A 13,472-nucleotide genomic window follows, 5' to 3' on the forward strand; every position below is an offset into this window, starting at 1 on the left:
CAGCATATGTCCTGGCTCCGATGAGAATGCATCAGTCATTCGTGATGAAGGGCCTCGATCAATATTTGTACGCCTATATGTGCGCAGCCCTGTTATTTGTAGTAGTTCTTGAATTGTCCGGGACCAATCCTCTTTGGGTTTCCCCAACTGAAACGGTCGGCCATCTTTGTTGAGTAGCATGTCTCCGAGCAGCCGGGCCACAGAGCGGTCAGCAGTTAGTAGCTCTTTTGCCTGGCTCGCTGCCCAAGGGCATTAATCAGCCCACTTAATCTGCTCAGGGTAAGCTTGTCCTTTATGCACCAAAGCATAGCGAGACCCCTTGCCATGCTCATCGAGGTTACGCAGTCCTGGCGCAAGACCTCCAGAGACAAATTCAAATGGCGGCCAATGGCTGAATAGGTGGAGTTGATCATCTGATGAAGAGAGTTGATGAGTAGAGTCACTCGACATTTTTGCTTGAAGCAATATTGCTCGTGCCGATGAGCGCCCTGTCTTCGTGTGTATATGAACTATAAGCAGATCGGCGAGTTCGACTCGGCGACGCGGGGAGCCGAACGAAACCTGAGGGTGCCCATGGCAGAACACACCGGAGACCCTCAAGCTCACCCCCTTTGATCGGAGCAATGGAGCCCACCGCTCCACTAAGAACGGTATACCGTTTGTTATCAATGTCGCCACGTAGTCTTCTTCGCGGACAGCCTTCTTGGCTAAACGTACTGCGAGAGAGTGTGAATGCCAGATTGCAGTATTGGCACCTGAATACAGGCTTTCACGCTCATGTATTGCGAGAAGAGTGGCAAGTGGCATGAAGGACTCATGTGGAATATGACCATATATAGGATGCTAGTATGCCACCTATCAGCGGCTCATGCTCCAGAACATGACATGATTTCATGGGGTCAGAGTGCTACGTCATACTGGATTCCATTGAAGAGCAGCCTCGATGCTTTGGCGGTATTGCGTAGCAATCTGACGCGGAGCCTTACGCACATAATACTCCGCTAGGTCCCGCGCCTCTCCTGTAAGCACCTTCAGGTAGTCCACTACCTGCTCCGCAGTGGGCGTGATTTCAGTGCCGCTGAACTTCGGAGGCAACCCGGTCCAAATCACGTGATCTAGTCCGTACCCCTCAGCCCATTGAGATAGACTAGGTATCAGTTTGGGAGACACTTGTCCGGCAGACCACCTGCAAACATGCCTATCAACATTTCGTTGAGGGATACCCTCTCGGTAGCGCAAAGCTTCAACGGCTGCTGCTAGATCCTCACACTGCATAACTACCCACAGTGAGGGAACTACCCTCTCTGTTTCGATCAGTACGAGTGTGATTCGCCCATCTTGCGACTGCCTAGCAAATTCTACAGGTATCAATGGGCCGTCCTGAGACCACCCCCCCTGCGTTGGCAGGCCTCTCGGGTCCCACACTAGTGACCCCCACCCCAGACAAGCAATCCGTCCCATTGCGCCTCCAGTAAGTACTGAGATATTGGCGGGCTATCATTAGCACCTCAGCCGCAGCTCAAGCTATATCAAGGATGCAGCAGCTTTGTCTACAGCGCACTCATACCCAAGTCTACAATTCAGCATGAGATCATTAATTAGTCATGGATTGTCGGGATTCACTAACGAGCGCTACTTCAGACGCCGACGCCGTACGCTAGTCGACCAATATGTACAACCACCTCGTGACAGCCTTCTGTGGTAGCTAGCAATTCGAATGGGGGACGACCGTTAAAGGCCATTTGAGAGGTCTTCAACCATTCCACAGAGCGCAGCCCAAAAAGTGAGGTTAATGCCAAAACTGATGCTGCATAACTAAACTTATACGTCTCGAAGTTTTCCGCTTTGACTTGCAGCTCATCGCATTGTATTTCACACCGCACACGAAGCCACCCTTCCTCTTCGTTGAGTTTTCCTCGGCAACCACAACTCTCACAGATAACCCTAGACACCAATCCGGCAATATCAGTAGCTATGTCAACTATTTCGTCACCACCTCGTAAATATATCCTCAACTCACCGAATTTTTCTTTAACTTGTCGAATCACAACATCCAGCTTGTTCTCTCGGGAATACTGCTGAATAAAAAGCAGAGTTCCTCCGACCAGGCCATACCACCCGCCCCCACATTCAAATCCGAAAAATCGCACCTCCGCTTGCCGCCCATCAAAGAGAATATTTGCAAAATTTTCTGCTAATACTGCCTCTAAATCATTGACCATACAGATCGCTCCTAATGAATGGAACTATATCACTTAGAAAATTCTACGAAATACCCCAAGCATGAACTCCATACACTTATCTATCCGTTGAAGCTTGGAAAGTTCGATTATCCAGCAATCATCCAAAGGTTCATATTTACTGAACCCATACCTCTTTACCAACTCAAGTCCCAAATGACCTGGATACTCAAGCCCCAGCTTCGAATAACCCACTTTGTCCTTTGCATAGAAAATGAAACCTAGCATTTCTTCGAACGGGCTTCGAGCACAAAAACTACGCAGCTCACTTATATTTGATATGACAAGGATATCTTTCGTCCATTTAACCCCTCTAGCCTGTACCCGAAAACCAATCCTAGAACCTCCGCTGCAAATAAAGTCGACATTCCCTGAACTCAAGGCTGACGCATTAACTAAGCATCCTTCATACTTTCGCTCAAAATACCTTTTCGCTTCCTCACAAAATACTACTGAAGCATTATCCGTTGCGACCCACCGATCATCCGAAGCTGCTGATATAGAAAAAATCCTATTAGCGTCCTCTCCAAGAAGATTCTCCATCTTCGCCCCTATCCTCTTCTTCCCCATAATTCAGCCTCAATAATAATCAGATAATCAAACAACTCACGCCGGCTTTTCCTAAAGTATTTTTCATCACCCTCCGCCCTGGCAGCAAGTTTTATATTTTTCTTATTGACCACAACAAAAACACATGATAGAAATCACAGTACCAATTTTGACCACACTTACTTCCGATAATTTTTAATATCGACAGTATGAGTCTGCAACACAAAATTTGAACCACGCACTTTTCAAGTCTCAACATGGCACCTATATTTACGCCAACGCATTGCCATTAATAACAGGCCTAATCAAGGATAAGAATGATCAATTCAATCAAGGGCAAGCCCCGAGCAGGATGGCCTGAGACCTTCGAGGTGAAGTGGGATTTTTCGCCAGAAAATATCTATTTTTGCGATGATGGCGCCGACCCAAATGACTATCAATTAGGCGAGTATTTGTTCGGAGAGGCTAATTTGGCTGAGATCGTTGAGCTTTTGCACGGACACAGCCGCAGGGAGTCACTATGGGGAGTTTCTGACGACAAGGTTGTTCGCGCTATAATGCACTGGAGTAATGGCGGGCTAATGACTCCCCCCCTACTCTCAGTGAATCTGGGCTGCCTAGTTGTTACCGGTGGAAATAATCGCATAGCAATATGCAGAGAGGATGGCCAACCTCGTCTACCTTTTCTCTACCTGGCCGCAGATGAAGATCGTTTTGTAAAAAAGCTCAAGTCATTCTCATCCACTATAAATATAGTGAGCACGTTAAAAGTAGAGAATTAGCTCACAGAGGCCTATGACTGTATGATCTTTCTACTCTACGAGCTGCTAATGGCCGATTTTTTTAGCTCAACATTGACAACTTAGTGTGATGCGAGTGAATGCATGATGTTGACCCACGTCGTAATGCCTAACGAGCCAGACATAATCAAAAAACTTCTGATTACGCTTACACCAGTAAGCGGATATATCGAGCTTAGTGACGTTCGAGGCTATGTATCGTCACCCAAACTCGCTGAAATCTATGTTCGTGGCCAATACAGTGACGGACTAGTCGCCGTGGGCGATACCTATCTTGAAGCACGAACCATGCTTGCTGATCGAGCACAGCGGACGTACGCGGCTCCCATCTTGAGGCTCGACGAGTTTTTGGCTAGCAAAAAGGTAATCGATGAGCCCGACTTTAGAGACACAGACGCGACCCGGATCGAAGTATGGTCTTTCGATCCCGCAACGCTGTGTCACGAAGCACTAACTCTGGCTATTGCTTTGAGCTATACGCCGCGGGAGTTTATGGAGAATGAGCGCGCTGCTGGGGCCGTGAATGAGTTGATCAAGCCGCTAGGATTCATTGTTCCCGAACGCGAATATTGATTTTTACACCCAGCTGCGCTGCAAAGTGGCCAGCGGGTGATTGGTACACCTTGGGCGTGAGAGATGAGTGAATCTCCCCAGCTTTTTAGACACACCGTTTCCGCTTCTGGCCACTTACGGTCGGTGACAAGGGGCTGCTTCCGGCCAGAAGCGGACATTCACAGTGACTGAGGAATGAGGGGCGGGTCACTTTTGCTCGGATAACCTAACGCCGCAATCACCCGCTTGTCGGGTGCATTGCTTTGTTATGCGCTTTCTCTGCAAGTGCGTTGATCGCACATTCATCTAACCGGGCACGCCGTACCTCTTCGAATATCCGAGCGCCCGAGCGCTCGTAGAAGCTCCTTCCTCGATCATTGTCGGTAGCCACGATCCAGTCAATACGCCCGCAGCCAGTATTCTGAGCGAGGATACACAGCTCTGAGAGTAGAGCTTCGCCCACACCGCTTCCCCGGAACTGCGGATAGACAAACAGATCGTCTAGCCAGATGCCAGGCTTGGCAATGAACGTGCAATAGATACTGTAGTACGTCGCGATACCCACGGCCTCGCCTGACTTCATGGCCAAGAGCGCAAACGCCTTGGGTTGTTCGGAGAAGAAAGCTTCCTCAATGTCAGCTTCCGTAGATTGAAGCGAATTCAAACACCCATCGAATTCCGCTTTTCCTCGAACAAGGTCGAGTATCGCAGGAACGTCCGCTTTTTCTGCCTTCCTGATTTCAATAATAAGAGTACCCTCTCTATGGATGCGCATAACGCCGCCAACACGCGCAGCTTTGTAGTGAAGGCGAAGCCGCAACCGAAATGGTGTCGCTATGCTTGGATTGGTTAGTGGCAGACGCCCGTGACGTTGGCTCTTGCCCAAAGCAGGCTCCCATGAAGCGTTGGCCGCCTACATTCTCTGCGGAGTGGTTGCCTCTCTAGTTCAGGCAACCAGCAGGTGACGTCTAACCGCGTGCTGTGCATCAGTCTTTCATATTCTTCCACGCGAATACCGAGGCCAAAATAATGATACCGATGGCAGCACCCAAGTATAACGTAGCGATCGTAGCGCCAATCTCTACCGCCTGCTCAAGGAACAGAACCACCAGTATCACAACAGCCACTTGGCTTACTGTTATCTTCAAATCATGGAAGCTCTTAATGTCCAGAGGGTTTTGGGATTCTCTGTCATCATCAGACACCGGACGGATGAACAGACGATACAGGCTAACCGCCATGATCTGAAAAGTAATAGCGATCAGCAGGAGATCCAACAGCTTCAGGAGGCGAACCGCGAGGCTCTTGCCGTTGTCAGCAGAGACAGGTATATCACGTACTACATCCAGTGCGGTATTCCAGATTATGTTAACCGAGGCACCATACAAGAGCAAAGATGACACCGCACAGATAACGACTGCCACCCACACCATAAACCGACTACTTCTGAAAACTCTCTCGATCATAATTTCTCCGGGCCGCGTCACAACGTCAGTTACAGACTCACAATTTTCTCTTAGTCGGTTTCACCGGACTATCTACTATCTCGTTAATCAACCTCTAGATTGTGCTTTCTACGGCGTTAGCCGAACACTGGAGCTGTCGGATTACTGCTGGATTACTTCAAACGTTCGTGACCCTGACATGACCTGGAGAAAAGCCACTAACGTTGGAATTCAGCGGCTGCCGTAGGCAGTCCGCTGGAATGACTTGTTAGGCAACAACTCCACTGCCTATGGGTTTATAGCGGATTTACTTAGGTTGGTACTCCAATGATGAATGGTGAAGGTTAATGCGCAAATTTCCCGCATCGTCTTTAACGTAACCCCACGTTTTGTCAACGGTAGTCACTTTCCCATTTTTATCTGTGAAGTGAACTTTCCCCATAGTAATTGCGCTATTGCCATCAAGAAAAATAGCAGAAGTGACAGGCTCACATTTTTTCCAGCCTTTTAGAGCAAAACCTGTGTCGGCAGGGAAGGATGGGTCACCGCCAACGAAATAAGATAGCGCACCGGCACGTGTGGGGCGAAATGTTTGAGGGTTCACCGTGAGCGTAGGCTTAAAGAGTACTGCGCCCATTTGGTAGGCGTAAGCGGAATCTATGACTTTCTCGGCCAATGCTCTCGCTGCTACTTTTCCATCCTTTTCGTATGCGGCGTTGATATCAAGAAGAGCAGCACACCATGCTTGCTGAGCTGTTAATGCTTCCTTCTCTGTTACTGCCTGATTTACAACGATGGGCTCGTTTGCGTTCGCAATATTTGAGGTAAGTGCGACTAATGCTGTTAATGCTACAAGTTTGACTTTCATAGTTGGGAGACCTCTGGGTTGAAAGAATTGGATTGTTGCGTGTTTGACTGTGCCTAACAGTGATTAGACCGAACGCTCGACTAATACGCAGCCTAACATTTCGCTAACAATGTTGACTTTTCTCTTGCGGATCAGTGTTTTATGCATCTTTCACTCCCTTCTGCTGCGACGTTATATCGAACGCGGTATAAGCCAGTTATAGCCGAATGCGGCATAAGCCCGCGCTTCACAGCATGTCGCCAAAGCTAGCAGGAATGAATGCTTGTGTGAGATAAGCAAGGCATTCATGCCGCCGAAGATGGGACTGCGCGTGAGCAGTTGTTTCCATAATGCTTTTTCTGCTGTTGATTGCCAAGAAATTAGTGGCCGCTTCTGGCCGACCTCTGCCAGCCACGAAGGGCCGCTCTCGCCCAGGAGCAGTCATACAGCCAATAAATTTTTCGCTGGGCGGGCTCGTCTGAGCGGTACAAGCCACCCTCGCACTTGTCTGGCAGCCGCTCTTTTTCAACCAAACCCGCTTCGCAGAAGGGACCAGAGTGAGGTGTTCTCGTCGTACTCAAGGTAAGCTGGATCGCAGAGTATTCCAATTAGGTCAACGCTCTGAGCTTCAGCTCCGTGGAGGTGGTCCATCTCGATTTCAGAGCGTTCTTGAGCTAACCCAAGGTTTCTACCAAGCTTAGCCTTTACGGGCATCGATCAGAAACGCTCGGCAGAGTATTTGGAATAGTCTGCGGATGGCCTTCAGATTCGAGCAATACGGTCTGATACCCAACATCATCTTCACCAAAGTAACTCTGCAATCACTCTGCTCCTGCTGGGGCCTATTAGGTTTGGATTTCACAGATGACTTCCTCACGTGACGATTTTTCAAGAAGGACTAAGAGCGATCTCGCCCTACGGGCAAGCTATCAATGCTCCTTGTGCAAGGCGTCGACGGTAGGGCCCAGCGACGAAGCTTCAAACGCTGTGACCATGATTGGCGTTGCTGCTCACATTGCAGCAGCTGCGTCTGGTCCTGGCGCGCGTCGTTACGATCACTCAATGACTCCCGAGCAACGCGGATCAATCGATAATGGGATTTGGCTTTGCGCTAGCTGTAGCGTTCTCATCGACAGGGACGAAGTACGATACTCAACCCAAAACCTTCATGAGCTGAAGCTCAGCCACGAGGCATCAAGGCGCCTTCAGGGACAAGGTGAAGTGGGTCGCGACGACATCATCGCTATCGGCCCGAGTCTGATAGCGCTAGGGGCGGTACTACGGTTCGGTCCGGACGGATGTCGATTTAGAATTTCTCACTTCCTTGAAGGCAACATCCGGGAGCTGTGGGCACTGAGCGTGGATTTCAGCAAATGGCCAGATGAAGATCGATATGTCCTTTCAAATGAACTGGGCTATGGAGGGCTGCTTTCCCAACCGCCTGCAATTGAGCGAACTGAGTCTGGGCACGAGGTCACCGTCCAAATCCAAGTAGCCACAGACCGTCGCAATGCATTGGCAACCAAAACCATGTGCAGAGAGACCGGTAGGATGCTCGGTGGCATGGAAGCGATGGAGTCGCTATTTGGCAACGTGCTGGGCATGGCTCACGGCACGTGGTTTGCAGACCTCCAGAGCGGCAGCTTTATCTCTGATTATCACGAAAGGTATGCAGGCTCCGATTGGCTTAGCAGGCTCATTATGATGGATATCATCCGCCTTTCGTTTGTCCCCCGGAACTCCAGAGCTGCTAACAAGAAAGTGGTACCGCTTGACTGGGTCAATCGCGTCAATAGCGTTAGCACTCCGACCTTTGAGCTTACCGAGCAATATCTTTCTATTCATGTGGATGCGGAGCTTGAAGGAGTAGGTAACTGGTCGGGGGTGCTGCCAGTATTTATTTGTACGCCGGAACAATTACAGGAAGGTCGAGATCGGGCGCAGAAAAATGCGATTTCAATCAGCCCTACTGTAGATCACGGCATCGTTGAGGCACTGCCTGTAGACAAGAAAACCGCAGATCGCTTGAAGCTCCCGGGGCGCTAAGCCCGAATCATCGCCACTCAACTAAAGCGTCGCATGGACTATGGTCGCAAATCACCAGGCCAACACCATCCAACCGCGTGCCCTGAACTGGTAAATGTGGACCATGGTCGTAAATTCCCTGGCCATCTCCTGATCATTCGACAGGGCAAATAGCGTCACCAGGTACGTGGCATTCTTTGCCAATCCGCCGAAACGTAGCTTCGCGTTGCCGTACTTCTGACCTGGCTATTGTGGACCAAGGTCCGAGCGGTTAACTGGCAAGAGGCACTACTTCCAGAATTCGGCTGTCATTCGCAGAGACGTCGAAATCAACTCTAAGAATCCGATGTCTGTTAGTTCTTTCAGATAGTCAACGTGCGCCACATCTCCTATTTACGGCTGTAGATGACACATCCATCTATTCGACTGCGATCGACATTCCAAATAAGTTGCGAGCAGACAACTCGCCACATCAATTATTTTTATAAAACCAACTTAAAAGTATTGACGAACACAAAACCGTTGTCACAATAAATTTCGCCAAGAAATTGAAATTTCAACTCAAAATAAATCACTGGGGAGAAATCAGCGTGATCATAGCCATTGACATCATTACTTGGCATATAAACCAATCACCCACAAGGAAATAATCCATGAAAGAATTTATACAACTATCTATAAATGCTCCATACCCACTTAGAACTCCAGTATATGAAGGCTCAGCAGCTCAATTTTTTACAAAACAAGGCTTTACACTCCAAGTAATGCTGCCTAGTCCGATCAGCTCTGAGATTAAAAATCTCAGAGATGGAAAAATTAGAGCTGGCTTCATACGCCAAGAATCACAAATTCTGATACTTTTCAAAATTGGAGACATGATATTGGAGTGCCCCTTCATGCCACAAATAATTCCCAACGAAGAGTACGCAACACCAGAACTTACTGAAAGCTCTAGGCTTTTCATCGAAATGCACGTCATAGACACCAGTTCAAAAACGCTTAAAGCAATTAGAGGATTTACACTCAACCCCAAACTGACCAAGGAGCTTACAATATGCGTTAATGACATTCGTAAAAGCAATTTTATCTCGTTGTCTCCTGATCTTTTGTATAGAGAGCCTCTGAATAAATTGATCAAAAAAACTGAGATGCATCTATGCGGATCCACTAACTCATAATTATATTTGCATCCGAAAACACACAAACCATAGAAGCCTGCCCTGAGCGTGGTTCCAAATTAGCGGCTGTAGTACATGAGCGTGTAATGCGGCCGCAACTAGATCAACCATTAGCGATGATTTGGCCTGTAAGATCTGTATCACTCCAGCTGAACAAGATTTTCTAGAACTCGGCAATACCTACGACAAGCATCCCTATTAATATGCTTTCCTTACAGTATTGGGCCTAGAGGGTGAAAACCCCGCCGATAAATAAATATATCGGACGAGGCTGCACTTGGAGATGCATGAGCAAGCAGGTATTTTTTCTCACACATTAATCATACCATAATTTTAACAGACCTCTAGCTTATAACCTCATTTTAAGAGTTATTTTTTTGCGTATCATTTTCAATCTATACGAGCGCACTTTTTTTATCGTATTGAATATTATCCTGAAAAGACCAATCCTTTCTTTTAATTGAACTAAAGCTAAACGGAAAGACGTACGAGCACATTCTTTTATACTGCGCCTGATTTAAGACATAGACTCTTTCACCATCTACCATCTTTCTTACTTTTGACAATCCCAATTTCGAAAGCAAGTTAGAGATAAGCGAATGCTTTTGCCGGTCCGTATTTGCTCCAACTTTTATTGAAACAAGTCCATTCATCTTGAAATCAATTTGATTTTTAACAATGTATGCACATGCATCTGCAAGTCCGTCTTCGGTTAAAACGCCTTTGCCGTCCATCCTAATAGATAGCGTAGTCATCACCTCGCGAAGATGCTTACGAATGTCCGAGTAGTGCCTAGCATCGATACCAGTCAGTAAATTATCCCTTTCCCTGAACTTTTCGAAGTCAGCATCCTCCAGCAACAGACACTTCATATTTCTAATCTTGGTCAGACCAGCACCTTGATTATAGAATCCAACATCCTTCGCAGTAACTTCATTGATAATCTTTCCGGTTGCGTTAGCTACATCTATTAAATTATTGATGTAGTATTCTTTATCGTTTGTAGTTTTCTCAAGTCTCTCCATTGTCCGAAATGATAACTCTTTCCCAGCTTCTAGGGTTCGCTTTGTTACCATTTGCGCAACCACTTTTCTTCCATTCTTGAAGATTTTCGAAGCTTCTTCGTCAACATTTTTTTCAGATGAGAGCCTGCTCATAGTAAAACCATCCAGCCCAAAGCTAATGGACAACCATTGCTGGAAATTATTTTTTTCAAGAGCATTTAGGTGCAACTGCTGAAAAGCGATAGAGTCGAAAACCAGATCTCCACTTCCGAAGAATTTTGCTATAGCTTCCTTCTCTTCGACCGAGAAATTTCTTGTGTGATGAATCCCCACAATAATTTTTTTGGCTGTTCTGTCTCGATATACGAACTGCTTTGCATCATCGACCCCAACAACCGCGCCGAATATGCAGAAATGAGCCTCAAAATGCTTGATGGTGATACTGACAGACGATTGCATTGATGGACTGTGGCAAAGCACGTCGTACTTAGTAATAGTGTCATTTGGGTTAGCAAGAAACTCAACAACCTCATCATTGTCTTTAGTTATCTGCGTTACCAAAAGAACTTTTTTACCCTGATCTCTGGCAATTTTGGCTACTGTCTCGGCCTGTTTTCTCGAATCTGATGAGAAAAGAACCTTCTTGTTCGCAGCCAAAGCTCTGAGAATTTCTCTCTGTGTTGACTCTACCGATCCGAGACATACATTAATTGACGAATAATCAGCATTGCCCTGCATAAAATTTATCGTTCTGCCGGCAAGGCGTACGTAATTAATCAGTACATCATTCACAAATGCTTCGCAGAAAAGCACCAGGCGCGCATTCTTAATGAGCCCAAGAATCTCGTGAAACACGCCGATACGGTCGCCGGTGAAGTCTTTTTGCATCAAGTGACGCAGTACCTGGGCGGCTTCTTCGATGATGACGATGCCGCTTTGATGCGTATGAACCCTAAACCTCTCGTTATCGCATTTATTAATTACTAGAGAGAGTGATTTGAGCTGATCTTCACGACCTTTAATGCTGTCGTCATTGTATTGCTCAACAAGGTCAGCGATAGCGCTTGAACGAGCGATAGCGATACGATGAGTCAATACCGTGGATTTCTCGCCAGAATCGATACCAGCCTCAATCAGCTTTCGTATGACATGCTTGGTTTTACCCTTGCCCATGCCGTCTGCTAGCACATGAACGCCGCCCTGCAAGAATATTTTCGCAGCATAGGTTTCTAGCTCAGCGGATGCCTCAAGGCTAGGTTTACGATGATTGAGAAAACTGCCTACGATTTGAGAATCGAAATTGATTTTGCGGCTGTGTTGGTATTTGATAATGTCACTATCAATTGCCTTGTTAAGCAGATCCAGCGGGTTTTCATCCTTTTCAACACTGAAACTCAAGTCTGAAACAGCATTTCCAACAAGCTTTACGGCTTGGTCACGAGACAGCGAGAAAGGAACCTGGCGAGCCACAGACGCAACAAAACGCTTAATATTCTTTAGAACGCCTGCTTGTGCAGCGACTTCATCGATTTCAAGAGATGAGTAACCCTTCAGGCTTTCGATGTGGGTATCGTTTACGAAGTACAGCCCGGCCTTATATGCTCTTGCCAGCTCATAACGCTCGGTGTAATTCTCATCTGTTACGAAGATTGAAATAGACTTCTTTGTTTCTGACTTTGCTTCTGAGAGCAGCTTTACTACAGACTCTAAATTTTTCTCTGCCCTAACGTACGTATAACTCAAATCTGTTATGTCTTCTGTACCAACCACCACTACCGCAGTGTTTATGTCATTTACAGTGTGCTCCTGTTTTTGACCCTTATAGAATGTTTTATTCATTTTAAATTTTAACCTGTTATTATGTTTTACGCATCTCCGGCGCAGTGCTATATTGCACATTTTTATAATAACACTAATTTTTAACTTTTAAACATTAATATCGAAAATAATTAAAAATATTTTTCCAGTCAATGAGATTGTCTTTTTATTACCACTTCCTGCTTTCATATATATAAAACAGGAGGAAGTGGTAAATATCTAATCCCGCTTCGCGTAAGGTATCCAGTGGTTGTGCTGGTTGTAGCTTTGCGTTTATTACCACTTCCTTCTTTCATATATATAAAAGAGAGGGAAGTGGCACCCACCCAAAGAACCACCCCAGTGGCCCCTTCCCCTCAGGGGGTTAAAGCGATGCAAAATAATTACAAAGAACTTGACCACACCAAAAATAACACTGCTTTTATGCTATAATAATGTTATGGACAAGCACCAAAGGAATAATAAAAATGCGCATTGTTAAAGAACAAGTAAACACAAGAACAGCAGAATACGTCAGCGAATCACAAGCAGCAGCAATGCTTCAGCTTGCAGTCGGAACGCTGAGGAATCTTCGAACAGTTAAATCGAATGGAAAGCCAATCCCGCACATCAAACAGGGCGGAAAGGTCTTTTATAAGAGAGACGACGTAATCGCGTACAAAGACAAGCCGAAAGCCCGGCTGGAGCATGAGTACCCACGTATTCCAGTTCTTTTCAATGACAACCCTCTTACTGTTTCAGATCCATCCACAAAACTAACTACTGCTGAAGCAGCTCTCGCCTACGGTATTTCCAAGGCTTCCCTGCAAATCTGGCGCTCTAAGCGCCAGTTCCTTTGTGTTCTGCCCTTCATCAGCAAAGGCCATGAAGTGCATTACTTGGCCGGCGATCTCGCAACCTTCGTCCTCGAAGGTCGGTCGTACTGGAAAGCCCGCTCCCTGGAGCTTGGCATCAACTTCCAGCCGCACCCAAGGTCTGGCAGAGCCGCCTGACAGCTCCATTGTCATCCTTGAC

The 13,472-nt window shown here is 46.8% G+C and carries 10 protein-coding genes; 5 read left to right on the forward strand and 5 right to left on the reverse strand.

What is annotated here, in order from left to right:
* Window positions 1-1,637 precede the first annotated feature (1,637 nt).
* A complete protein-coding gene (locus L1F06_RS14335; protein WP_129482255.1) occupies window positions 1,638-2,222 on the reverse strand; it encodes an MbcA/ParS/Xre antitoxin family protein in 585 nt (194 codons plus the stop codon).
* Between the two features lie 884 nt (window positions 2,223-3,106).
* On the opposite strand from L1F06_RS14335, the gene L1F06_RS14340 reads away from it, so the two are divergent.
* Together L1F06_RS14340 and L1F06_RS14345 are read left to right on the forward strand one after the other, a co-directional pair.
* Window positions 3,107-3,571, forward strand: a complete 465-nt coding sequence (locus L1F06_RS14340) for a hypothetical protein (RefSeq protein ID WP_129482254.1) — start codon at window positions 3,107-3,109, stop codon at window positions 3,569-3,571.
* A 102-nt stretch (window positions 3,572-3,673) separates the two neighbouring features.
* Entirely contained in the window at window positions 3,674-4,162 is a 489-nt protein-coding gene (locus L1F06_RS14345) for a hypothetical protein (protein ID WP_129482253.1), read from the forward strand.
* A gap of 217 nt (window positions 4,163-4,379) precedes the next feature.
* Here the strand turns inward: L1F06_RS14345 and L1F06_RS14350 are convergent, their stop codons facing one another.
* The 3 genes from L1F06_RS14350 to L1F06_RS14360 all read right to left on the reverse strand — a co-directional run bounded on the left by L1F06_RS14350 (window position 4,380) and on the right by L1F06_RS14360 (window position 6,454).
* Window positions 4,380-5,027 carry a GNAT family N-acetyltransferase gene (locus L1F06_RS14350; RefSeq protein WP_252576645.1) on the reverse strand — a complete coding sequence of 216 codons (648 nt, stop codon included), beginning with the start codon at window positions 5,025-5,027 and terminating at the stop codon, window positions 4,380-4,382.
* Window positions 5,028-5,127: 100 nt separating this feature from the next.
* Window positions 5,128-5,607, reverse strand: coding sequence for a YqhA family protein (locus L1F06_RS14355; protein ID WP_129482252.1), 480 nt, complete (start codon window positions 5,605-5,607; stop codon window positions 5,128-5,130).
* 286 nt (window positions 5,608-5,893) lie between these two features.
* Complete coding sequence (locus L1F06_RS14360) at window positions 5,894-6,454, reverse strand: metal-independent carbonic anhydrase family protein (protein ID WP_003245852.1); 561 nt, start codon at window positions 6,452-6,454, stop codon at window positions 5,894-5,896.
* Between the two features lie 843 nt (window positions 6,455-7,297).
* Between L1F06_RS14360 and L1F06_RS14365 the strand changes: the two genes are divergently transcribed.
* Complete coding sequence (locus tag L1F06_RS14365) at window positions 7,298-8,479, forward strand: hypothetical protein (protein ID WP_177491090.1); 1,182 nt, start codon at window positions 7,298-7,300, stop codon at window positions 8,477-8,479.
* Between the two features lie 632 nt (window positions 8,480-9,111).
* Window positions 9,112-9,636 (forward strand): hypothetical protein, encoded by a 525-nt coding sequence (locus L1F06_RS14370; protein ID WP_129482251.1) that lies wholly within the window; start codon window positions 9,112-9,114, stop codon window positions 9,634-9,636.
* A 395-nt stretch (window positions 9,637-10,031) separates the two neighbouring features.
* On the opposite strand, the gene L1F06_RS14375 is transcribed toward L1F06_RS14370, so the two are convergent.
* Complete coding sequence (locus tag L1F06_RS14375; protein WP_129482250.1) at window positions 10,032-12,479, reverse strand: hypothetical protein; 2,448 nt, start codon at window positions 12,477-12,479, stop codon at window positions 10,032-10,034.
* A 446-nt stretch (window positions 12,480-12,925) separates the two neighbouring features.
* Between L1F06_RS14375 and L1F06_RS14380 the strand changes: the two genes are divergently transcribed.
* Window positions 12,926-13,450 (forward strand): helix-turn-helix domain-containing protein, encoded by a 525-nt coding sequence (locus L1F06_RS14380; protein ID WP_177491088.1) that lies wholly within the window; start codon window positions 12,926-12,928, stop codon window positions 13,448-13,450.
* Window positions 13,451-13,472: the final 22 nt, after the last annotated feature.

Origin of the sequence: Pseudomonas hydrolytica (assembly GCF_021495345.1) — a bacterium.
Classification (GTDB): domain Bacteria; phylum Pseudomonadota; class Gammaproteobacteria; order Pseudomonadales; family Pseudomonadaceae; genus Aquipseudomonas; species Aquipseudomonas hydrolytica.